A 21,197-nucleotide genomic window follows, 5' to 3' on the forward strand; every position below is an offset into this window, starting at 1 on the left:
GCCGGGGCGGCCTGCTCGGTGGAGGGGGCGGCCGGCGCGGGCTCGGGGGCCGGCTCGGCGACCTGCTGGGCCTGCGGGGCGGCCTCGGCGGCCGGGGCACCGGAGCCGTCGTCGATCAGGGCCAGCTCGGCGCCGACCTCGACCGTCTCGTCCTCGGCGACCTTGATGGAGGACAGCACGCCGGAGGCGGGGGCCGGGATCTCGGTGTCGACCTTGTCGGTCGAGACCTCGAGCAGCGGCTCGTCGGCCTCGACGCGCTCACCCTCGGCCTTCAGCCAGCGGGTGACGGTGCCCTCGGTGACGCTCTCGCCGAGCGCCGGAAGGGTTACGGAAACCGCCATGGTTTCGGTTGCTCCTTACGAATTGCGGAAGTCTGTGTCGTCGCGCCCAATGACCGAGGGAAGGTCAGTCGTGGGAGTGCAGCGGCTTGCCGGCCAACGCCAGGTGGGCCTCGCCGAGCGCCTCGTTCTGCGTCGGGTGGGCGTGGATGAGCTGGGCCACCTCGGCGGGCAGCGCCTCCCAGTTGTAGATCAGCTGGGCCTCGCCGACCTGCTCGCCCATGCGGTCGCCGACCATGTGGACGCCGACCACGGCACCGTCCTTGACCTGGACGAGCTTGATCTCGCCCGCGGTCTTCAGGATCTTGCTCCTGCCGTTGCCGGCCAGGTTGTACTTCAGGGCGACGACCTTGTCCGCACCGTAGATCTCCTTGGCCTTGGCCTCGGTGATGCCGACGGAGGCGACCTCGGGGTGGCAGTACGTCACGCGCGGGACGCCGTCGTAGTCGATCGGGACGGTCTTCAGACCGGCCAGCCGCTCCGCCACCAGGATGCCCTCGGCGAAGCCGACGTGCGCGAGCTGGAGGGTCGGGACCAGGTCACCGACGGCCGAGATGGTCGGCACGTTGGTGCGCATGTACTCGTCGACCAGGACGTAGCCGCGGTCCATGGCGACCCCGGCCTCCTCGTAGCCCAGGCCCTGAGAGACCGGGCCGCGGCCGATGGCGACGAGCAGGACCTCGGCCTCGAACTCCTTGCCGTCGGCGAGGGTGACCTTGACACCGTCCTGGGTGTACTCGGCCTTGTCGAAGAAGGTGCCCAGGTTGAACTTGATGCCCCGCTTGCGGAAGGCACGCTCCAGCAGCTTGGAGCTGTTCTCGTCCTCGACCGGCACGAGGTGCTTGAGGCCCTCGATGATCGTGACGTCGGTCCCGAAGGACTTCCACGCCGAGGCGAACTCGACGCCGATGACACCGCCGCCCAGGATGATCGCGGACTTCGGCACGCGGTCCAGGACGAGGGCGTGGTCGGAGGAGATGATCCGGTTGCCGTCGATGTTCAGGCCCGGCAGCGACTTCGGCACGGAGCCGGTCGCCAGCAGGACGTGGCGGCCCTGGACGCGCTGACCGTTGACGTCCACCGAGGTCGGGGAGGACAGACGGCCCTCACCCTCGATGTAGGTCACCTTGCGCGAGGCGATCAGGCCCTGCAGGCCCTTGTACAGGCCCGAGATCACCTCGTCCTTGTACTTCTGGACGGCCGGTACGTCGATGCCCTCGAAGGTGGCCTTCACGCCGAACTGCTCGCTCTCGCGGGCCTGGTCGGCGATCTCGCCCGCGTGCAGCAGGGCCTTGGTGGGGATGCAACCCTTGTGCAGGCAGGTGCCGCCGACCTTGTCCTTCTCGATCAGGGCGACGTCCAGGCCCAGCTGCGCCCCGCGCAGGGCCGCGGCGTAACCACCGCTACCACCGCCGAGGATCACTAGGTCGAAAACGGTGCTGGCGTCGTTCGCCACGTCACGTCCTCCATGCATGTGCGCCGCCGGTCGTCGGTGACCGGCTGGCGGCTGGTGTCCGGCCGCTCGTTCTTCGGCCCTTGGGTGGGGCCCTGTCCTGCCGAGCCCCATCTTCGCACTTGTGCGGGCCGAACGAGACGCGGGGCCGGGGTGTGAGACACCCCACGTTCGCGTGAGAGGAGCGGCGGGGAACTCGTCACCGACGCCAGGACAGCCGCCCAAGGGGCGCGGGGCTGTGCCGATCTGCGGCTCCGCCGCGTGGGCGCGACGAGCCACGACGGACCCGCAGCCGCACGATCACCCGCACCCCCGAGCTCTCAGGCGCCCTCAGCCAAGATCGCCCGCGGCCGCCAGCTCGGCGACCCGCACCAGCGTCCGCACCGCCGTACCCGTGCCGCCCTTCGGCGTGTACCCGAACGGACCGCTCTCGTTGAAGGCCGGCCCCGCGATGTCCAGGTGCGCCCAGGTGATGCCCTCGCCGACGAACTCGCGCAGGAACAGGCCGGCCACCAGCCCGCCGCCCATCCGCTCGCCCATGTTGGCGATGTCGGCGGTCGCGGAGTCCATGCCCTTGCGCAGGTGCTCCGGCAGCGGCATCGGCCACGCCGGCTCGCCGACCTCCTCCGCCGCCTCGTGCACCGCGGCGCGGAACGCGTCGTCGTTCGCCATGATCCCGTACGTGCGGCTGCCCAGCGCGAGCATCATCGCGCCGGTCAGGGTCGCCACGTCGATGATCGCGTCCGGCTTGTCCTGCGAGGCCGCCCACAGCGCGTCGGCGAGCACCAGCCGGCCCTCGGCGTCGGTGTTGAGGACCTCCACCGTCTTGCCGCTGTACATGCGCAGCACGTCACCCGGGCGGGTGGCGGAGCCGGACGGCATGTTCTCGGCCAGCGCCAGCCAGCCGGTGACGTTGACCTCGAGGCCGAGCCGCGCGGCGGCGACGACCGCGGCGAACACGGCGGCGGCGCCGGCCATGTCGCACTTCATCGTCTCGTTGTGCCCGGCCGGCTTCAGCGAGATGCCGCCCGAGTCGTACGTGATGCCCTTGCCGACGAAGGCGAGCGACTTCTTCGCCTTGGACGAGGTGTACGACAGCTTCACCAGCCGCGGCCCCGACGCCGAACCGGCGCCGACGCCGAGGATGCCGCCGTAGCCGCCCTTGGCCAGTGCCTTCTCGTCGAGCACCTGCACCTTGATGCCGTGCTCCTTGGCGGCGGCCTGCGCGATCGCCGCGAACGCCTCGGGGTTCAGGTCGTTCGGCGGGGTGTTGACCAGGTCGCGGGCGCGGTTCAGCTCCTCGGCGACGGCCGCGGCACGCTCGATCGCGGCCTTGTACGCCTTGTCGCGGGGCTTGCCGCCGAGCAGCGCGGCCTCGGCGAGCGGCGCCTTGCCGTTCTTCGCCTTCGCGGAGCCCTGCGCCTGACGGCCGTTCTCCTTGTACGCGTCGAAGGAGTACGCGCCGAGCAGCACGCCCTCGCCGATGACGCCGGCGTCGGCGGCCTCGGTGACCGGCAGCGCGAAGACGGCCTTCTTGGCACCGGCCAGCGCGCGGGCGGCCGCGCCGGCGGCACGGCGCAGCGCCTCGGCGTCGAAACCGGCGTCCTTCTCGGGCTCGGCGCCCAGGCCCACCGCCACCACGACGGGGGTCTTGAAGCCGGAGGGCGCGGGCAGCTTCGTCACCTCGCCCTCGGCGCCGGAGGCACCGAGGGTCTCCAGCACGTCGGCGAGCCTGCCGTCGTACGCGTTGTCCACGGCCTCGGCGCCCGGTGCGACGACGGGGCCGCGGGCGCCCTTGGCGACACCGATCACGAGGGCGTCGGCCCGCAGGCCGGGCACCGCTGCGGTGGAGAGAGTGAGAGCAGTCACGGTGGTGAAATCTCGCTTCCGTACGAAGTCTTGTATGGCCGAATGCGGGTGGGTCGACCGGGCCCGACAACCGACCCTAGATCCCTCCTGCGATGCGGTCTTCGCCCGGGCGGGCGAACACCCGGCACGAGCCTACGCTCGCGCCCCCGTCCGCCTCCCACCGTGGCCCGCGTTTCCCGCGCCGCCGGGGCGCACGAGATCATCGCGGAGTACACCGTCCCCGCCCCTGGAGCACGCCCCATGAGACGCCCGGTCCTGCTGACAGCCCTGCTCCTGCTGCTCGCGGGCTGCTCGTCGCCGCCCCCCGACGACGGGCGGGACGACGCCGGACGCTGGCAGCCGCGCCCCGGCACCGCCTGGCAGTGGCAGCTCAGCGGCAGGCTCGACACCACCGTCGACGTGCCGGTCTACGACATCGACGGCTTCGACCACACCGCGGCCACGGTGGCCTCCCTGCACGACGACGGCCGCAAGGTCGTCTGCTACGTCTCCACCGGCGCCTGGGAGGACTTCCGCCCCGACGCGGCGGACTTCCCCGAGTCGGTGCTGGGCGAGGGCAACGGCTGGGAGGGCGAACGCTGGCTGGACATCCGGGCGACGGACGTCCTGGAACCGCTGATGGCCGAACGCCTCGACATGTGCCGCGACAAGGGCTTCGACGCCGTCGAGCCGGACAACATGGACGGCTACCGGAACGAGACCGGTTTCCCGCTCACCGCCGACGACCAGCTCCGCTACAACCGGCTGATCGCCGAGCTCGCCCACGACCGGGGCATGGCCGTCGGCCTGAAGAACGACCTCGACCAGATCCCGGAGCTGGTGGACGACTTCGACTTCGCGGTCAACGAGCAGTGCGCCCAGTACGGCGAGTGCGCCGACAACAGGCCGTTCATCGACGCGGGCAAGGCCGTCTTCCACGTCGAGTACGAGCTGCCGACCGACCGTTTCTGCGCCGAGTCCCGTGAGCTGCGGCTGAGTTCGATGCTGAAGAAGTACGAACTGGGGGCGTGGCGCGAGGCCTGCTGAGCGTCAGCCCAGCACCGAGACGACCAGCGCGGCCGTGGCCGCCGTCTCCGCGACCCCGCCGAAGACGTCACCGGTGACCCCGCCGAAGCGGCGGACGCAGTGCCGCAGCAGCAGTTCGGCGACGGCGACGGCGCACAGCACGGCGAGCGCCGTCCGGAGCGCGTCGTGCGTCCCGAGGACCGCGCCCGCCGCCGCCCCGACGGCCGTGACGGCGACGGCCGCGCCCAGCGCCCCGCCCGCCGGGACCACCCCGGCGACCGCGGCGCCCAGCCCCTCCGGGCGCGCGGCCGGCACCCCGGCCCGGGCGGCCAGGGTGAGCGCCAGCCGGGCGGCGGTCGCCGAGACCACGGCGGCGAGCGCGCCCCGCGCCCAGGAGGCGTCGTACGCCTGCGTCAGCGCGGCGACCTGGGCCAGCAGCACGAGGACGAGGGTGATCACGCCGAACGGCCCGATGTCCGACTGCTTCATGACGCGCAGCGCGTCCTCGGCGGGCTTGCCGCTGCCCAGTCCGTCCGCGGTGTCGGCCAGCCCGTCCAGGTGCAGCCCTCGGGTGAGGACGGCGGGCACGGCGACGCCGGCGACCGCGGCGAGCAGGTTGCCGGCGCCGAGGAACAGCAGGACGAGCCCGACGGCTGCGGCGGCGGCACCGACGACCAGCCCGGCCAGCGGGGCGCACAGCATGCCGCCGCGCGCCGCCCCGCGGTCCCAGCGGGTCACCCGGACCGGGAGCACGGTGAGGGTGCCGAACGCGAACCGGAGGCCGTGGGGGAAGGGGGTCCTGAGCACCGGCGCAGACTACCCGGCGGCCGGCGGGGCGCCGCCGGGGCTCGGGGATAAAGTGCACATATGGGAGATTGGTGGCAGCGGAACATCATCGAACCGGGCAAGCTGCCACTGCTCCTCGCCCTCGGCGCCTTCGTGCTGACGTTCGTGATCACCCGGACCGTGACCCGCCTGATCCGGGCGGGCAAGGGCCCGTTCGGGAACGTCGAGGCGGGCGGCGTGCACATCCACCACGTGGTTCCCGGGGTCGTCCTCACGATCGTCGGCGGCTTCGGCGCGGTCGCCGGCGGCCGGCACGGGTTCGGCTCCGCCCTCGCGGCGGTGCTCTTCGGCATCGGGGCGGGTCTCGTCCTGGACGAGTTCGCGCTGATCCTGCACCTCGACGACGTCTACTGGACCGAGGCCGGCCGCAAGAGCGTGGAGGTCGTGGTGATCACCGCGGCCCTGGTCGGCCTGGTCCTCGCCGGGTTCACGCCGTTCGGCGTCGACAACCTGTCCCAGGACGAGCTGCACGACCGCGCCAACGTCATCGCGACCGTGGCGGGCAACTTCGTCTTCTCCCTCCTCGCCCTGGCCAAGGGCAAGGCCCGCCTGGCGGTCTTCGGCGTGATCGTCCCGCTCATCGCCCTGGTCGGCGCCGTCCGCCTGGCCCGTCCCGGCTCCTTCTGGGCCCGCCGCTTCTACGGCCGCCGTCCGCGCGCCCGCGCCAAGTCCCGCCTGCGCGCCTACCACCACGACCGCCGCTGGTCCGGTCCGCGCCGCGCCCTCCAGGACTGGATCGGCGGCCGCCCGGACCCGCCGCGACCCTGACCGGGCGCGGGGGAGGAGCCGGGCGACCGGACGGCGCCGGCTCACCGCGTCCGTTCACTCGTCCCCGTCGGAGACCTCCGGCAGCTCCGCCGCCAGCGCCGCCGCGGCCTGCACCAGCGGCAGCGCCAGCAGGCCCCCCGCGCCCTCACCCACCGTCACGCCCTGCGCGAGCAGCGGCTCCAGCGCCATCCGGTCCAGCGCCTTCGCCTGCCCCGGCTCCCCGCTGTCGTGCGCCGCCAGCCACCAGTCCGGCGCCCGGAACGCCACCCGCTGGCCCACCAGCGCGCACGCCGCGGCCACCACGCCGTCCAGGATCACCGGGACCTTCCGCACGGCGCACTGCAGCAGGAAGCCCGTCATCGCGGTGAGGTCCGCGCCGCCCACCGTCGCCAGCAGCTGCAGCTGGTCCCCGAGCACCGGCCGTGCCCGTCGCAGCGCGTCCCGGATCGCCGCGCACTTGCGCATCCACGCCAGGTCGTCGATGGCCAGCCCGCCCCGGCCGGTGACGACCGACGCGTCCGTCCCGCACAACGCCGCGACCAGCACGCCCGCCGCCGTCGTCCCGCCCACGCTCACATCGCCGAGCACCACCAGGTCCGTACCGGAGTCGGCCTCCTCGTCGGCCACCGCCGTCCCGGCCCGGAAGGCGGCCTCCGCCTCCTCGAGGGTCAGCGCGTCCTCGATGTCGATGCGTCCGCCGCCGCGCCGCACCCGGTGCTTCACGACCTCCGCCGGCAGCGTCTCCGGGTCGCAGTCCAGCGCCATGTCGACGATCCGCACGGGCACACCCAGGCGCCGCGCGAGCACGGACACGGGCCGCCCGCCCTCCAGCACCTCGCGCACCAGGTCGCCCGCGCCGCCCGCGGGCCGCGCCGACACGCCCAGCTCGGCGACCTTGTGGTCACCGGCGAAGAGCACCACCCGGGGCCGTTCGACCGGCCGCACCGGCACGGCGGACTGCGCCGCGGCCAGCCATTCACCCAGGTCGTCCAGCCGGCCCAGCGCCCCGGGCGGCACGACCTGTCGCTCCCGGCGCGCCTCGGCGTCGCGGCGCACCCCGCCGTCGGGGCGCTCGATCAGATCGGTGAAGTCGTCGAGATTCAGCGAGCTCATTCGCCGAACAGTACCGGCCCCGGTCGAACACCACGGGGGTCACATCCGCACCGCGCCGGACCGGCGGCGTTGCCCTACGGATCGCCATCCCCTACGTAACGTTTTGCGATGGATTGTCGTACGTCCTCCTCCACCTGTCGGGAGCCGCCCATGCCCGCGCACTCCACCCCCTCGGTGCCGTCTCCCCTGCCCCCGGTGCCTCCCGTCCCCCTCTACGGCCCGCACCGCGCGGACTGCCCCTGGTGCGGCTCCCGGCGGCTGCGCTCCCGGCCCGGCCGCGGCAACCCGCGGCCGGGCGCGCCCGGCCGCTCCGTCCTCGACCGGTGCCGGGACTGCCGGCACACCTTCCGCAACCCCCTGCTCGCGCCCCGGCCCGCACACCCGGCCGTCCGGGCCGGCGTCCGCCTCGGACACCTCCTGGCCGCCCGCGCGGTGCTCCGCCTCTGCCCCGAACCCGAGAGCTGGCTGGACGTGGGCACCGGCGACGCCGGCTTCCCCCGGACGGCGCGGACGTACTTCCCGTACACCTCGTTCGACGGCGTGGACCCCACGCACCGCGTCCTGCGGGCCCGCGCGGCCGACCGCGTCGAGGAGGCGTACGTCGGCCGGCTGACGGACCGGCACATCGCCGCCCGCCTCCGCGCCCGCTACGACGTCGTCAGCCTCATCCAGCACCTGGAACGTGTCCCCGACCCGCGTGCCGAACTGCGCGCCGCCCTCCACGTGCTGCGCCCCGGCGGCCACCTGCTCCTCGACGTCGCCGACCCGCGCCGCCTGTTCACCCTGCCGCCGGGCACGCACCACCCGGCGGGCCTGCGCGCCGAGCTGGAGGCCCGCGGCTGCACGGTCCTCACCGGCAGGCTCGCCCCCCGGCTCGTCGCCCGCAAGGAACCGTCAGTCCCGTAGCACCAGCGCCTGGCCCGCCACCACCAGCAGCACCTGCTCGCACTCGTCGGCGAACGCCGCGTTCAGCCGCCCGAGTTCGTCCCGGTAGCGGCGGCCCGACGCGGTGGCCGGCACGATCCCCGATCCCACCTCGTTCGACACGGCGACGACGGTGCGCCGGGTGGCGCGCACCGCCTGCGTCAGCTCCCGCACCCGGTCCCTCAGCGCCCGTTCCCCGCCGTCGGCCCACTCCGCGTCGTCCCACGCGCCGACGGCGTCCATCGCGTCCGTCAGCCACAGCGACAGGCAGTCGACGAGCAGCGGCGGCCCGTCGTCCTCGAGCAGCGGGACCAGGTCGCAGGTCTCGACGGTGCGCCACGAGCCCGGCCGCCGCTCGCGGTGCGCCGAGACCCGGGCCGCCCACTCGGTGTCCCCGCCCCGGGAGCCGCCGGTGGCCACGTACAGCACGTCCGGGAAGGACGCCAGCCGGCGCTCGGCCTCCACCGACTTCCCCGACCGGGCCCCGCCCAGCACCAGCGTGCGCCGCGGCACGTCGGGCACGTCCTCGTACCCGCCCACCGCCAGCGTCGTCCCGTCCGGCACCGCCCGCGCCCCCGCCGCCGCGAGCCGCCGCGCCAGCTCCCGGCCCGGCGGCACCTCGTGGCCGAGATGGACGGCGACGACGTCCGTCGTCGGCCCCGCCGCCCCCACCGCCCGCAGCTTCGCCAGCGCGTCCGGGCGGCCCACGACGTCCGCGAGGACCAGGTCGTAGGACTCGGCGGGCTCCTCCAGCCCGGCCGGGGCCCCGCCCGGCGGCAGGTACAGCAGCCGCTGTCCGTCCGGCCCGGTCACGGCGTAGCCGGTGCCCGGCGCGTCCATCGCCACCGCCCGCACCCGGTGCCCCGTCAGCAGCGCCAGTTCCCGCCCGTCCGGCACCCGCCCCGGCTGCGGCAGCCCGGCCGGCACCTCCACGGCGGGGCCGTCGTGCGGGTGGGACAGCAGCACCTGCCGCACGCCGCCCAGGGAGTGCCCGGCGCGCGCGGCGGCGAACGCGGCACCGGGCGTCAGGTCGAGGAGCAGCGCACCGTCCACCAGCAGCGCGGTCGCCGCGCGCGCGTCCTCGCCCTGCGCCGCGGCACACGCCGCGCAGGGACAGTCGGGGCGGGGGAGTCCCGCGGGGGCACCGGTGCCGAGCAGAGTCACGTCCACGCCCCGATTTTCGCCGGTCGCCCTCCGACATGCGCGCCCGAGGGGCGCGGCCGGCCCCGGAGGCGTCCCCGGGCCTTCTACGACACGCCCGGTCCAGCGCATAGGCTGCCACCGGGAGCCGGACCGGGATCCGGCCCCCGCTCTGCGTGTGCTCACATCTTGGAGGCGTACATGGCGGCATGGACGTGGCGGTTCGAGACGACCGGCGGGACGGAGGTCCGGCCCGCGGTGCAGCCCGAGGAGTTCACCACGCAAGGGGACGCCGAGTCCTGGATCGGGGAGCACTGGAAGGACCTCAAGGAGGGCGGCACGGACCAGGTCCGGCTGTTCGAGGACTCCACGGAGATCTACGGGCCGATGAGCCTGCACGCCGAGGACGCCTGACCGGGCGTCGGGGGAGGGGGCGGCCACGACGGGGCCGCCCCCTCCCGCGTCACTGCTCGCCCAGCGTCACCTCGACGGTGCGCTCGTCGCCGCCGCGGGTGTACGTCACCTTCGTGCGCTCACCCGGCCGCATCGACGCCAGGGCCTCGGAGAGCGAGGTGATCGTGGTGATGTCCGAGCCGCCCAGTCCGGTGATGACGTCCCCGGCCCGCAGGCCCGCCCGGTCCGCGGCGCCCCCCTCGACGACGCTGACGACCGCCACACCGGCGGGACGGTAGGAGTCGTCGACGACCGTGCGCGCGGTGATGCCGAGCGCGGCCCGCCCCGAGTCGGTGACCTTGCCGTCCCGGACGATCTGACCGGCGATCGTCTTCACCGTCGAGGACGGGATCGCGAACCCGATGCCGGGCGCCGCGCTGTCGCCGAGGCCGGGGTCGGTCGCGGCGAGCGTCGGGATGCCGACGACCCGGCCGTCGAGGTTGACCAGGGCGCCGCCGCTGTTGCCGGGGTTGATGGCCGCCGAGGTCTGCACCATGTCGGCGATGGTCGCCCCCGTGCCGCCGCCGTCCTGGCCCTCGGTGACGGTCCGTCCGGTCGCCGACACGATGCCCTGCGTCACGCTGGACGACAGCCCGAGCGGCGAGCCCATCGCCAGCACGATCTGCCCGACCTCGACCTTCGAGGAGTCCTCGAACCCGGCCGCCTTCACCCCGGCGGGCACCTCGTCCAGCTTGACGACCGCGAGGTCCTGCTCGGGGTAGGAGAAGACGAGCCGCGCGGTCAGCGGGTCCTCGCTGTGGGCGGTGGTGACCCGGAAGGACGTCCGGTCCCCGACGACGTGGGCGTTGGTGACGACGTGACCCCGGTCGTCGTACACGACCCCCGAGCCCAGGTCGTCCCCCGCCTGGATCTGCACGACCGAGGGCAGGACGTCCTTGATCACCCGCTGGTAGTCGCTCTGCAGGTCCCGGGCCGCGACCGGTACCGCGGCCCGGGTCGCGGCGGTCTCCCGCCCGCTGCCGGCATCGGGCCCCGGACCGGCTGCGGAACAGCCGGTGCCGAGCAGCAGGGAAGACACCAGCGCGGCGACGGGAGCACGGAACCGGGGCGCACGGGCACGGGAGACGTCCATGCCCCGAGTCTCACGGCGGCCTCGGCGTCCTGCTTGTGCAGAGCACCCGAACGAGCGCCGCCGGAGGTCCTACCCCCGCACCCCGCACAGGTGCAGCATCGCCGCGACCCCGCGGTACGGGTCCGTCCGGCCGGCCCGTTCCTCGACGGCCAGCAGCGTCTCGGGGTCGTCCGGGGGCGCGGCACCGTCGGCCGCCGTGTCCGTGAAGACCCGGACGCCGTACCAGGCGTGCAGCGGGGCGCCGATGCCCGCGAGCCTGGCCGTCAGCGTCGCCAGCCGGTCCGCGCGGACGTCCAGGCCGAGACGGGTGGGGGTCCCCCCGTTCGAGTCGGTTCGAGAACGGGGGAGGTAGGCGGTGGTGTCGAACGCCGCGAGCGCGCCGGCCCAGTCGCCGTGCAGGCCCGGGCGCATGGCGAGCGCGTCCCCGTTGCGCACGAGCAGCGACAGCAGGCCGCCCGGGGCGAGCATGCGGGCCAGCCCGGCCAGCAGCGGGTCGGGCTCCTCGACGTACATCAGCACGCCGTGGCACAGCACCACGTCGAAGCTGCCCGGCAGGAAGTGCACGCCGGTGTCCCGGCCGTCGCCCTCGATGATCCGCATCCGCTCCCGGATGCCCTCCGGCTGGCCCGCCAGGGCCTCACGCGCCGCCGCGATCATCGTGGTGTCCCGCTCCAGGCCGGTCACCTGGTGCCCGGCCCGTGCCAGCCGCAGCGCCTGGACGCCCCGTCCCATGCCGACGTCGAGCACCCGCAGCCGCTTGCCGACCGGGAAGCGGCCGACTATCTGCTCGTCGAGCTGCCGGGTCACCAGCTCCTGTCGCACGACGTCCCGCAGACCGCCCGGCCCGTCCGGCCGGGCATCGGCCGCGTCCCCGGTGAACGGCGTGGTGCTCAGGGCCGCTCCCCGCGCTTGACCTGCGGCTTGGGCAGCCGGAGCCGGCGCATCTGCAGGGAGCGCATCAGCGCGTAGGCGACCGCGCCGCGCCGGCGGTCGTCGGGGAAGCGCTCGGCGAGGCGCTTCTTCAGCCGGAAGCCGGTGACGAGCGAGTCGAGCACGATCAGCACGATCACGATCAGCCACAGCAGCAGCGCGACGTTCTGCAGCGACGCCACGCGGATCATGCTCAGCACGAGGATGACCACGGCCATGGGCAGGAAGTACTCGGCGATGTTGAACCGCGAGTCGACGAAGTCGCGCGCGAACTTGCGGACCGGGCCCTTGTCGCGGGCCGGCAGGTACCGCTCGTCACCGCTCGCCAGCGCCTGGCGCTGCCGCTCCAGCGCGGACCGGCGCTCCTCGCGCTGACGCTTGGCGGCCTCCTTGCGCGTCATCTGGGTGTTGGCGACGCTGCGGCGCTGGGACTGGGCCTGACTGCGCTTGGGCGTGGGCCTGCCCTTCGGGGCCTGCGGGTCGCGGGGCTGCTTGGAGACGGTCACCGGCGCCTTGACGGCGCTCGGGGACTTCTCTTCCTTGGCACGGCTACGGAACACAAAACCCAAGGGTACGGGGTGGGGGAGTGTGGACCCAGGTCCGGTGGGGAACGATCCGGCAACGCCAGTCGTCGGTAAAGGGGACAGAGGGGACGTTGCGTACGGCCCGGATCCCGGGTTCCGGGACGTCCCTCCGGGGAGCACCTACTCCCTACGCCGGACCGGGGGAAGTGCGCAGTCGTCCTTGGGGATGAGCGCATCCGCCCCCGAACAGTGCGGTAATGGATGCAGGGCCCGTACTGTGGGTTCTGTTGCAGTCGCTGGAGCCGGAGTCGGCCAGAAGGGGGCGCGCGAAGCCCATGAGCGGTGTCATGAAGCGTATGGGGATGATCTTCCGCGCGAAGGCCAACAAGGCCCTTGACCGGGCCGAGGACCCGCGCGAGACCCTCGATTACTCGTACCAGAAACAGCTCGAGCTGCTGCAGAAGGTGCGCCGCGGCGTCGCCGACGTGGCGACCAGCCGCAAGCGACTGGAGCTCCAGCTCAACCAGCTCCAGTCCCAGTCGTCCAAGCTGGAGGACCAGGGCCGCAAGGCACTCGCGCTGGGCCGCGAGGACCTGGCCCGCGAGGCGCTGTCCCGCCGCGCCGCGCTCCAGCAGCAGGTGACGGACCTGGAGACGCAGCACGCCACCCTCCAGGGCGAGGAGGAGAAGCTCACCCTCGCGGCCCAACGCCTCCAGGCCAAGGTGGACGCCTTCCGCACGAAGAAGGAGACCATCAAGGCCACCTACACGGCGGCCCAGGCGCAGACCCGCATCGGGGAGGCGTTCTCCGGCATCTCCGAGGAGATGGGCGACGTGGGCCTGGCGATCCAGCGGGCCGAGGACAAGACCGCCCAGCTCCAGGCGCGGGCCGGTGCCATCGACGAGCTGCTCGCCTCCGGCGCCCTGGACGACCAGTCCGGCATGCACAAGGACGACATCCAGGCCGAGCTGGACCGGCTCTCCGGTGGTACGGATGTGGAGCTGGAACTGCAGCGCATGAAGGCCGAGCTGGCCGGAGGCGGCACCGCCGACCGCCAGGCCATCGAGGGCGGCCAGGGCCAGTCGCAGCAGCAGCCGCAGCAGCAGCCGCAGGACACTCCGCGTTTCGACAAGCAGTAGCCCACGCCTAGGAGGGCGACATGATCGTGAGGATCATGGGGGAGGGACAGGTGACGCTGGCCGACGGCCGCCTCGCCGAGCTGAACAAGCTGGACGACGAGCTCCTCGCCGAGATGGAGAACGGCGACGGTCCCGGTTTCCGCGCGACCCTCCAGGCCCTGCTGACCAGGGTCCGCGAACTGGGCGAGCCGCTGCCGGACGACTCCCTGGAGCCGTCGGACCTGATCCTCCCCTCCCCGGACGCCACCCTGGAGGAGGTCCGGGAACTCCTGAGCGACGACGGCCTGATCCCGGACGGTTCCTGAGCGCGCCGTTCCCTTCCGGCCCGTCCGGCGTGCGGGGACTAGGGCCTGTTGCGAAAGTGGCCTCTGCCGCGCGACGCCCAGCACGCACTCTCGCCGCACCGCCCGGAAGCCCGAGTACGCCCAGCACGAGGGCTTCCGGGCGGCACGCCGAGAGCACGCACCGGACGCCGCGCGGCCGCCCTTCGGGCGACGAGGCCACTTTCGCAACAGGCCCTGGGCCGTTCGGGCCGGAGCGGGGGCCCGGGGGCGCGGCCCCGGGCGTCGGCCGGAACGCCGGGCGGCCGACGCACCGCCGTCCACCCGGCTACCGTGAGCACGCGTGAGCACCCTCGCCCGCGCCCGCTGCCGCATGGACGCGCACCCCTACGCCCTGGACGCGGCCCTCGCCGCGGCCGTCCTCGTGTGCATGGTGGCCGGATCCTTCGCCGACCCGCACGGTCCCGACGGCGTCGCCTGGGGCGTCCGCGCCCCCGACCCGCTCAGCCTCCTGCTCATGGTGCTCGGCGCCGCCGCGCTCCTCCTGCGCCGCCGCGCCCCCCTGGCGGTCCTCGCCTTCACCGGCTGCCTCTCGATCGTCGAGTGCGTCACCGGCGACCCCCGCGCCCCCGTCGTCATGTCCGCCGTCGTCGCCCTCTACACCGTCGCCGCCACCACCGACCGCTCCACCACCTGGCGGATCGGCCTGCTCACCATGACCGTGCTGACCGGCGCCGCCATGCTGGCCGGCCCCCTGCCCTGGTACGCGCAGGACAACCTCGCCGTCTTCGCCTGGACCGGCATCGGCGCCACCGCCGGGGACGCCGTCCGCAGCCGCCGCGCCTTCGTCCGGGCCATCCGGGAGCGCGCCGAGAAGGCCGAGCGGACCCGTGAGGAGGAGGCCCGCCGCCGCGTCGCCGAGGAGCGGCTGCGCATCGCCCGCGACCTGCACGACGTCGTCGCCCACCACATCGCCCTCGTCAACGTCCAGGCCGGCGTCGCCGCCCACGTCATGGACAAGCGGCCCGACCAGGCCAAGGAGGCCCTCGCCCACGTACGGGAGGCCAGCCGGTCCGCGCTGAACGAGCTGCGCGCCACCGTCGGCCTGCTCCGCCAGTCCGACGACCCCAAGGCCCCCACCGAACCCGCCCCCGGCCTGGACCGGCTCGACGAACTCGTCGCCACCTTCCGCCACGCCGGCCTGCGCGTCGAGGTGGCCCGCGCCGACCAGGGCACCACGGTGCCCACCGCCGTCGACCTGGCCGCCTACCGGATCATCCAGGAGGCCCTGACCAACGTGCAGAAACACGCCGGACCGCAGGCGAAGGCCGAGGTCAGCATCGTCCGGGTGGGGCCGAACATCGAGGTCACCGTCCTCGACGACGGCGCCGGCGAGGCGGAGGCCCCCGCCGCCGGAGGCGGACACGGGCTGCTCGGCATGCGCGAGCGCGTCACCGCCGTACACGGCGCCCTCACCACCGGCCCCCGCTACGGAGGCGGCTTCCGGGTGCATGCGATCCTTCCCGTCAGAAGCCGTGACGACGCCGCGAAGGGTGCCGTATGACGATCCGTGTCCTGCTCGCCGACGACCAGGCACTGCTGCGCAGCGCCTTCCGGGTGCTCGTCGACTCCGAGCCCGACATGGAGGTGGTGGGGGAGGCGTCCGACGGCGCCGAGGCGGCTCGGCTGGCCGCCGAGCACCGGCCCGACGTGGTGCTGATGGACATCCGGATGCCCGGCACGGACGGTCTCGCCGCCACCCGCACGATCAGCGCCGACCCCGACCTCGCCCAGGTCCGCGTGGTCATACTGACCACCTTCGAGGTCGACGACTACGTGGTGCAGTCGCTGCGCGCCGGCGCCTCCGGCTTCCTCGGCAAGGGCTCGGAGCCGGAAGAGCTGCTGAGCGCGATCCGCGTCGCGGCCGGCGGCGAGGCACTGCTGTCCCCGGCCGCCACCAAGGGGCTCATCGCCCGCTTCCTCGCCCAGGAGGACGGCGCGGACGACGCGCACCGCGACCCGGCCCGGGCCGAGAAGCTGGCCTCGCTGACCGTGCGGGAGCGCGAGGTGCTGGTGCAGGTGGCGGGCGGGCACTCCAACGACGAGATCGCGGAACGGCTGGAGGTCAGCCCGCTCACGGTGAAGACGCACGTCAACCGGGCGATGTCCAAGCTGGGCGCCCGCGACCGGGCCCAGCTGGTGGTCATCGCGTACGAGTCCGGGCTGGTACGTCCGAAGGCGGAGTGATCCCCACCCGGTCGCACCGCGGCGGGAGCGCGCGGCGAAGAAGGGCGGCGACGTCCCGCCGCGGGCGCGGTCCTCGGACGGGCCGGAACCGGCGAACGTCCGAGACCGCGAAAGGCGCGGGGCCTACCCGGCCACCTTCGGTGCCGGGCAGGCCCCGCGCCTTTCTCCCCACCCCGCGCGGGCGGGCGGACAGCACCCGCTACGGCAGCGCCAGCATCCGCTCCAGCGCCAGCTTCGCGAACGCCTCGGTCTCCTTGTCGACCTCGATCCGGTTGACGAGGGTGCCCTCGGCGAGGGACTCCAGCGCCCAGACCAGGTGCGGCAGGTCGATGCGGTTCATCGTCGAGCAGAAGCAGACCGTCTTGTCGAGGAAGACGATCTCCTTGCCCTCGGGAGCGAAACGGTTCGCCAGACGGCGGACCAGGTTCAGCTCGGTGCCGATGGCCCACTTGGAGCCGGCCGGGGCCGCCTCCAGGGCCTTGATGATGTACTCGGTCGAGCCGACGTGGTCCGCCGCCGCGACGACCTCGTGCCGGCACTCGGGGTGCACCAGGACGTTCACGCCCGGGATGCGCTCGCGCACGTCGTTCACCGAGTCCAGGCTGAAGCGGCCGTGCACCGAGCAGTGCCCGCGCCACAGGATCATCTTCGCCGCGCGCAGCTCCTCGGCGGTCAGCCCGCCGTTCGGCTTGTGCGGGTTGTAGACGACGCAGTCCTCCAGGGACATGCCCATGTCCCGCACCGCGGTGTTGCGGCCCAGGTGCTGGTCGGGCAGGAACAGCACCTTCTCACCCTGCTCGAAGGCCCAGTCCAGGGCCCGCCGGGCGTTGGAGGACGTGCAGATGGTGCCGCCGTGCTTGCCGGTGAACGCCTTGATGTCCGCGGAGGAGTTCATGTACGAGACGGGCACGACCTGCTCGGCGATCCCGGCCTCGGTCAGCACGTCCCAGCACTCGGCGACCTGCTCGGCGGTGGCCATGTCCGCCATGGAGCAGCCGGCCGCCAGGTCGGGCAGGACCACCTTCTGGTCGTCGGAGGTCAGGATGTCCGCCGACTCCGCCATGAAGTGCACGCCGCAGAAGACGATGTACTCGGCCTCGGGGCGCGCGGCCGCGTCCCGGGCCAGCTTGAAGGAGTCGCCCGTGACGTCCGCGAACTGGATGACCTCGTCGCGCTGGTAGTGGTGACCGAGGACGAAGACCTTGTCCCCGAGCTTCTCCTTGGCCGCGCGGGCGCGCGCGACCAGGTCCGGGTCGGAGGGCGAGGGCAGGTCGCCGGGGCACTCCACGCCGCGCTCGCTCCTCGGGTCGGCCTCGCGGCCGAGCAGCAGCAGGGCGAGGGGCGACGGCTGCACGTCGAGGTCCTGGGGTTGGGCGGTGGTCACGACACGCACCCTTTCTACTTTTCGTCTAACTGACGCTATATATCATAACCGCTTCACGTCACTTTGACGATGTCCATCATGTCGATGTGACGTGAATCCCGGTCCCCGAGCCGCTGTCCGCGCCGACGGGCATGTGCGAGCATGAGGAGAAGGCCGGGGAACACCTCACGGGCGCGTCCCGGAATGAATCCGCGGCCCCGCCGGTTGGAACCGTCGGCAAGCAGTCTCCGTACAACCCGGGAGAGATGTAGATGTCCGTATCGGACGAGACCACCACCGTCACCGACGGCATCATCCTGACCGACGCCGCCGCGGCCAAGGTCAAGGCCCTGCTCGACCAGGAAGGCCGTGACGACCTGGCGCTGCGCGTCGCCGTCCAGCCCGGTGGCTGCTCCGGCCTGCGCTACCAGCTCTTCTTCGACGAGCGTTCGCTCGACGGCGACGTCGTGAAGGACTTCGGCGGGGTCAAGGTCACCACCGACCGCATGAGCGCCCCGTACCTGGGCGGCGCCACCATCGACTTCGTGGACACGATCGAGAAGCAGGGCTTCACGATCGACAACCCGAACGCGACGGGTTCCTGCGCCTGCGGCGACTCCTTCAGCTGAGCCGCGCGGCACCGTGCGAAGGGCGGCGGCCCGGGGTTCCTCCCCCGGGCCGCCGCCCTTTTCCGGCCACTTCCCAGGCGGACGTCAGCGGCCCCCGGACGGCGCCGGAAGCCGTGCGCCCGGCTTGAACGCCGGGATCTCCTTGCCGTCCGCCCCGACGACCTCCCGGTCGCCGAGCGGCTTGCCGAGCGTCACCGTCCGCTCGTACTCCTTGGCGATCAGGATGCAGACCCGGTCCGGATGCGGGGTCTCGGTCACCGTGACCGTCACCCGCCCGGCGTCCTCCTTCGCCGTCGCCTCGTAGTCGGAGCACACCCCGCCGGTGAAGTGCACGGTCAGCTCGGTGCCCTCGGCCGTCCAGCCGCTCACCGACACGTCGCGCGGCGACGCCGAGGCCGGTCCGCCGGACGGGGACGGGGACGGCGCCGGGGAGGCCAGGTACTTCGGATCCACCGCCGGATACGTCACCGTGAAGGGGTCCGCGGTCCCCGGCGCGCGCACCTCGAACAGCCAGGACGGCACCAGCGTCTGCCGCCCCCGCACCGGGTGCGCGGCCAGCCCGAACACCGCCTCCTGGACGGTGACCGTCTGCCGGTCCGACCGCTGCGGCTTCCCCGGCTTCCCGGGTGCGCCCGTCGCCGTCGACGGCGCGCACGGCGTCTGCGACGTGCCCTCCTCCAGCGGCACCGGCCCGGCGCAGCCGCCGATGCCCGCCCCGGCGCCGCCGCCCGGGGTGTTCAGCAGAGCCAGCGTCTCCTTCGCGGCCAGGACCGGATACGTGTCCCCCTTGACCGGCGCCTTCAGCTGTCCGCTGCCGCCGACCACCTCGCCCCGCGCGCCGACGACCACGCCGGTCGTCCAGCCGTAGGTCGGCAGCCCGCCGACCTCGGGCTCGGCGTTCACGGCCCGCCGGGCGCCCATGACCTGGCTCGCGTCCAGCTCGGCGTCGCCCTGGCCCAGCGCCTTCAGCACCGGCGCCGCCGCCTTCTTCGCGGCCGCCTCGCTCACCGGAGCCCCGTCGGCGGGCGGCGCCTTGCACACCGGGCCCTTCCTGCAGTCGTCGGTGCCGGGCGTGTAGCGCTGGAACGTCCAGGCCCCCGGTGCCTGCCGGTTCACCGTGAGCACCGGGCCCGCGCCGTCCTCGACGCTCCCGGCCTTCCACGCCCCGCCCTGGAGCCGCGGCGCCCCCTCGATGCCGAGGGCCTTCGCCAGGCGGGCCACCTCCGCCTCGCCGACCCTGCCCTCCGCCCGGTACACGGGCGCCGAGCCGGGTCCCTCGGGGAGCGGGCCGTCGGAGCGGTAGACGACGCCGTACGGGTTGGGCTCGCCCGGTGCGATGCCGTTCGTGCCGCCGCCGTCCGGGCCGCCCGGGGAGGCCGGGGAGGCCGCCCCGTAGCCGTCGAGGGCGAGCGGCGGGGGAGTGCCGCCGCCCGGCGCCCCCGACGACGTGCCGCCGTCCGAGCCGCCGCCGGAGGCGGACGCGGCCAGGTACGCCCCGCCGGCCCCCATGAGCAGCACGGCGGTGACGGACGCGACGACGACCGCCCGGGGACGTCGCCGCGCGGAACGCCCGGTGCCCGCCTCGCCGGCGGCGGGGGCGTCGTCGTTGTCGGGTCGCTCGGTGTTCACCGCATCGCTCCTTCGGCTGTTACTGGGGACAGCGATGGGACGCGGTGGAGGAGGATCCGGTTCCCTTCGGCGGCACGGGTCACCCGAACGGCCGCGCGGGAACACCGGGCGGGTTCTAGTCGCCGTAGTCCGACATCGCCTCCAGCAACCGGGCCGACGCCCCCGGCACCCGTACGCCGTGGATCAGCGACAGGGGGACGGGACGGGCCGGGACCCGTACGGGCGGCGACCAGCGCGGAGCCATCCGGGCGCAGTCGCCGCGCAGCGACGCCAGGTCGCCCTCCAGGTCGGCCGGGGCGGGTGCGACGGTCTCCGGGTTCGTCATGACAGAACCGTAGGCGCGTTCCTGTCGCGTAGGAAGTTCTACTATCGGGTAGTTTCGCCCGCTTCGGTGTCGGGGCGCCGCCCGGTAGCGTGAACTGTCAACCCCGCCTCCCCTCAGGAGAGAGTCCACGCCGTGCGCATCGCAGTCACCGGCTCCATCGCCACCGACCACCTCATGACCTTCCCCGGCCGCTTCTCCGACCAGCTCGTCGCGGACCAGCTGCACACGGTCTCGCTCTCCTTCCTGGTCGACCAGCTCGACGTGCGCCGGGGCGGCGTCGCGGCGAACATCGCCTTCGGCATGGGCCAGCTCGGCACCCGGCCGATCCTGGTCGGCGCGGCCGGCTCGGACTTCGACGAGTACCGGGCCTGGCTGGACCGGCACGGCGTCGACACCGAATCGGTGCGCATCTCCGAGACGCTGCACACCGCCCGCTTCGTCTGCACGACCGACGCCGACCACAACCAGATCGGCTCCTTCTACACGGGCGCGATGAGCGAGGCCCGCCTGATCGAGCTGAAGACCGTCGCCGACCGCGTGGGCGGCCTCGACCTGGTCTCCATCGGCGCCGACGACCCGGAGGCGATGCTCCGCCACACCGAGGAGTGCCGCACGCGGAACATCCCCTTCGCCGCCGACTTCTCCCAGCAGATCGCCCGGATGAACGGCGACGAGATCCGGATACTGCTGGACGGGGCGACCTACCTCTTCTCCAACGAGTACGAGAAGGGGCTCATCGAGACCAAGACCGGCTGGACGGACGAGGAGATCCTCGCCCGCGTCGGCCACCGGGTCACCACCCTCGGCGCGCGGGGCGTACGGATCGAGCGGGCCGGCGAGGCGACCATCGAGGTCGGCGTCCCGGACGAGGAGCGCAAGGCCGACCCGACGGGCGTCGGCGACGCCTTCCGGGCGGGCTTCCTGTCGGGACTGGCCTGGGGGGTGACCCTGGAGCGGGCGGCGCAGGTCGGCTGCATGCTGGCGACCCTCGTCATCGAGACGGTCGGCACGCAGGAGTACCAGCTGCGGCGGGGGCACTTCATGGAGCGGTTCACCAAGGCGTACGGGGACGAGGCGGCCGCCGAGGTCCAGGCGCACCTGGCCTGACCCCCGGACGGCCTCCGTCCC

Annotated in this window: 22 protein-coding genes; 10 read left to right on the top strand and 12 right to left on the bottom strand. The window is 73.6% G+C overall.

The annotated features are described in order from the left end of the window. The 3 genes from JHAT_RS09155 to JHAT_RS09165 all read right to left on the bottom strand — a co-directional run. Positions 1-341 (bottom strand): biotin/lipoyl-containing protein (locus JHAT_RS09155; protein ID WP_290439800.1); only part of this gene is annotated, 341 nt, incomplete at its 3' end. 64 nt (positions 342-405) lie between these two features. After that, on the bottom strand, positions 406-1,794 hold the full coding sequence (gene lpdA / locus JHAT_RS09160) for a dihydrolipoyl dehydrogenase (protein WP_077797571.1): 1,389 nt from the start codon (positions 1,792-1,794) through the stop codon (positions 406-408). Positions 1,795-2,121: 327 nt separating this feature from the next. Then, on the bottom strand, positions 2,122-3,660 hold the full coding sequence (locus tag JHAT_RS09165; protein WP_077797572.1) for a leucyl aminopeptidase: 1,539 nt from the start codon (positions 3,658-3,660) through the stop codon (positions 2,122-2,124). Between the two features lie 240 nt (positions 3,661-3,900). On the opposite strand from JHAT_RS09165, the gene JHAT_RS09170 reads away from it, so the two are divergent. Then, positions 3,901-4,686, top strand: coding sequence for an endo alpha-1,4 polygalactosaminidase (locus JHAT_RS09170; protein ID WP_077797573.1), 786 nt, complete (start codon positions 3,901-3,903; stop codon positions 4,684-4,686). Between the two features lie 3 nt (positions 4,687-4,689). On the opposite strand, the gene JHAT_RS09175 is transcribed toward JHAT_RS09170, so the two are convergent. Then, a complete protein-coding gene (locus tag JHAT_RS09175) occupies positions 4,690-5,472 on the bottom strand; it encodes an adenosylcobinamide-GDP ribazoletransferase (protein ID WP_077797574.1) in 783 nt (260 codons plus the stop codon). Positions 5,473-5,532: 60 nt separating this feature from the next. Between JHAT_RS09175 and JHAT_RS09180 the strand changes: the two genes are divergently transcribed. Further along, positions 5,533-6,279 (top strand): hypothetical protein, encoded by a 747-nt coding sequence (locus JHAT_RS09180; RefSeq protein ID WP_077797575.1) that lies wholly within the window; start codon positions 5,533-5,535, stop codon positions 6,277-6,279. Between the two features lie 54 nt (positions 6,280-6,333). On the opposite strand, the gene cobT is transcribed toward JHAT_RS09180, so the two are convergent. After that, positions 6,334-7,392 carry a nicotinate-nucleotide--dimethylbenzimidazole phosphoribosyltransferase gene (gene cobT, locus JHAT_RS09185; RefSeq protein WP_077797576.1) on the bottom strand — a complete coding sequence of 353 codons (1,059 nt, stop codon included), beginning with the start codon at positions 7,390-7,392 and terminating at the stop codon, positions 6,334-6,336. 150 nt (positions 7,393-7,542) lie between these two features. On the opposite strand from cobT, the gene JHAT_RS09190 reads away from it, so the two are divergent. Beyond that, positions 7,543-8,298 carry a class I SAM-dependent methyltransferase gene (locus tag JHAT_RS09190; RefSeq protein WP_077797577.1) on the top strand — a complete coding sequence of 252 codons (756 nt, stop codon included), beginning with the start codon at positions 7,543-7,545 and terminating at the stop codon, positions 8,296-8,298. Here JHAT_RS09190 and JHAT_RS09195 read toward each other — a convergent pair. After that, positions 8,287-9,486 carry a bifunctional adenosylcobinamide kinase/adenosylcobinamide-phosphate guanylyltransferase gene (locus JHAT_RS09195; protein WP_077797578.1) on the bottom strand — a complete coding sequence of 400 codons (1,200 nt, stop codon included), beginning with the start codon at positions 9,484-9,486 and terminating at the stop codon, positions 8,287-8,289. The two genes, JHAT_RS09190 and JHAT_RS09195, sit on opposite strands and share 12 nt — an antisense overlap. 171 nt (positions 9,487-9,657) lie before the next feature. Here JHAT_RS09195 and JHAT_RS09200 point away from each other — a divergent pair, with 171 nt between their 5' ends. Continuing rightward, positions 9,658-9,870 (top strand): hypothetical protein, encoded by a 213-nt coding sequence (locus JHAT_RS09200; RefSeq protein WP_077797579.1) that lies wholly within the window; start codon positions 9,658-9,660, stop codon positions 9,868-9,870. Positions 9,871-9,919: 49 nt separating this feature from the next. Here JHAT_RS09200 and JHAT_RS09205 read toward each other — a convergent pair whose 3' ends face one another. The 3 genes from JHAT_RS09205 to JHAT_RS09215 all read right to left on the bottom strand — a co-directional run bounded on the left by JHAT_RS09205 (position 9,920) and on the right by JHAT_RS09215 (position 12,579). Further along, positions 9,920-11,002: a S1C family serine protease gene (locus JHAT_RS09205; RefSeq protein ID WP_077797580.1), complete on the bottom strand. Its 1,083-nt coding sequence runs from the start codon at positions 11,000-11,002 to the stop codon at positions 9,920-9,922. Between the two features lie 69 nt (positions 11,003-11,071). Next, positions 11,072-11,809, bottom strand: a complete 738-nt coding sequence (locus JHAT_RS09210; protein ID WP_077797581.1) for a bifunctional 2-polyprenyl-6-hydroxyphenol methylase/3-demethylubiquinol 3-O-methyltransferase UbiG — start codon at positions 11,807-11,809, stop codon at positions 11,072-11,074. 83 nt (positions 11,810-11,892) lie between these two features. Further along, a complete protein-coding gene (locus JHAT_RS09215) occupies positions 11,893-12,579 on the bottom strand; it encodes a DUF3043 domain-containing protein (RefSeq protein WP_107481887.1) in 687 nt (228 codons plus the stop codon). 224 nt (positions 12,580-12,803) lie between these two features. Between JHAT_RS09215 and JHAT_RS09220 the strand changes: the two genes are divergently transcribed. The 4 genes from JHAT_RS09220 to JHAT_RS09240 all read left to right on the top strand — a co-directional run bounded on the left by JHAT_RS09220 (position 12,804) and on the right by JHAT_RS09240 (position 16,123). After that, positions 12,804-13,595, top strand: a complete 792-nt coding sequence (locus JHAT_RS09220; protein WP_290439801.1) for a PspA/IM30 family protein — start codon at positions 12,804-12,806, stop codon at positions 13,593-13,595. Between the two features lie 20 nt (positions 13,596-13,615). Beyond that, positions 13,616-13,900: a hypothetical protein gene (locus JHAT_RS09225; protein WP_077797584.1), complete on the top strand. Its 285-nt coding sequence runs from the start codon at positions 13,616-13,618 to the stop codon at positions 13,898-13,900. Positions 13,901-14,219: 319 nt separating this feature from the next. After that, positions 14,220-15,440, top strand: a complete 1,221-nt coding sequence (locus tag JHAT_RS09235; RefSeq protein ID WP_077797586.1) for a sensor histidine kinase — start codon at positions 14,220-14,222, stop codon at positions 15,438-15,440. Next, a complete protein-coding gene (locus tag JHAT_RS09240) occupies positions 15,437-16,123 on the top strand; it encodes a response regulator transcription factor (RefSeq protein WP_077797587.1) in 687 nt (228 codons plus the stop codon). Before JHAT_RS09235 ends, JHAT_RS09240 begins: the two co-directional genes overlap by 4 nt. Positions 16,124-16,322: 199 nt before the next feature. Here JHAT_RS09240 and nadA read toward each other — a convergent pair whose 3' ends face one another. Continuing rightward, on the bottom strand, positions 16,323-17,507 hold the full coding sequence (gene nadA, locus JHAT_RS09245) for a quinolinate synthase NadA (protein ID WP_077797695.1): 1,185 nt from the start codon (positions 17,505-17,507) through the stop codon (positions 16,323-16,325). A gap of 251 nt (positions 17,508-17,758) precedes the next feature. On the opposite strand from nadA, the gene JHAT_RS09250 reads away from it, so the two are divergent. Continuing rightward, positions 17,759-18,115 carry an iron-sulfur cluster assembly accessory protein gene (locus JHAT_RS09250; protein WP_030405042.1) on the top strand — a complete coding sequence of 119 codons (357 nt, stop codon included), beginning with the start codon at positions 17,759-17,761 and terminating at the stop codon, positions 18,113-18,115. A gap of 84 nt (positions 18,116-18,199) precedes the next feature. Here the strand turns inward: JHAT_RS09250 and JHAT_RS09255 are convergent, their stop codons facing one another. Both JHAT_RS09255 and JHAT_RS09260 read right to left on the bottom strand, forming a co-directional pair. After that, on the bottom strand, positions 18,200-19,744 hold the full coding sequence (locus JHAT_RS09255) for a hypothetical protein (protein WP_077797588.1): 1,545 nt from the start codon (positions 19,742-19,744) through the stop codon (positions 18,200-18,202). A 115-nt stretch (positions 19,745-19,859) separates the two neighbouring features. Then, positions 19,860-20,069 carry a hypothetical protein gene (locus JHAT_RS09260; RefSeq protein ID WP_077797589.1) on the bottom strand — a complete coding sequence of 70 codons (210 nt, stop codon included), beginning with the start codon at positions 20,067-20,069 and terminating at the stop codon, positions 19,860-19,862. A gap of 132 nt (positions 20,070-20,201) precedes the next feature. Between JHAT_RS09260 and JHAT_RS09265 the strand changes: the two genes are divergently transcribed. Further along, the gene (locus JHAT_RS09265) at positions 20,202-21,176 is read left to right on the top strand and encodes a carbohydrate kinase family protein (RefSeq protein ID WP_077797590.1); all 975 of its coding nucleotides are present in this window, start codon (positions 20,202-20,204) and stop codon (positions 21,174-21,176) included. Positions 21,177-21,197 lie beyond the last annotated feature (21 nt).

The organism is Streptomyces sp. JHA26 (assembly GCF_002005565.1).
GTDB lineage: Bacteria > Actinomycetota > Actinomycetes > Streptomycetales > Streptomycetaceae > Streptomyces.

Excerpts from the sequence above, each read along its gene's own strand:
- JHAT_RS09170 (WP_077797573.1), top strand. The coding sequence starts at position 3,901 with ATGAGACGCCCGGTCCTGCTGACAGCCCTGCTCCTGCTGCTCGCGGGC.
- JHAT_RS09180 (WP_077797575.1), top strand. The coding sequence starts at position 5,533 with ATGGGAGATTGGTGGCAGCGGAACATCATCGAACCGGGCAAGCTGCCA.
- cobT (WP_077797576.1), bottom strand. The coding sequence starts at position 7,392 with ATGAGCTCGCTGAATCTCGACGACTTCACCGATCTGATCGAGCGCCCC.
- JHAT_RS09190 (WP_077797577.1), top strand. The coding sequence starts at position 7,543 with ATGCCCGCGCACTCCACCCCCTCGGTGCCGTCTCCCCTGCCCCCGGTG.
- JHAT_RS09200 (WP_077797579.1), top strand. The coding sequence starts at position 9,658 with ATGGCGGCATGGACGTGGCGGTTCGAGACGACCGGCGGGACGGAGGTC.
- JHAT_RS09205 (WP_077797580.1), bottom strand. The coding sequence starts at position 11,002 with ATGGACGTCTCCCGTGCCCGTGCGCCCCGGTTCCGTGCTCCCGTCGCC.
- JHAT_RS09220 (WP_290439801.1), top strand. The coding sequence starts at position 12,804 with ATGAAGCGTATGGGGATGATCTTCCGCGCGAAGGCCAACAAGGCCCTT.
- JHAT_RS09225 (WP_077797584.1), top strand. The coding sequence starts at position 13,616 with ATGATCGTGAGGATCATGGGGGAGGGACAGGTGACGCTGGCCGACGGC.
- JHAT_RS09240 (WP_077797587.1), top strand. The coding sequence starts at position 15,437 with ATGACGATCCGTGTCCTGCTCGCCGACGACCAGGCACTGCTGCGCAGC.
- JHAT_RS09250 (WP_030405042.1), top strand. The coding sequence starts at position 17,759 with ATGTCCGTATCGGACGAGACCACCACCGTCACCGACGGCATCATCCTG.
- JHAT_RS09260 (WP_077797589.1), bottom strand. The coding sequence starts at position 20,069 with ATGACGAACCCGGAGACCGTCGCACCCGCCCCGGCCGACCTGGAGGGC.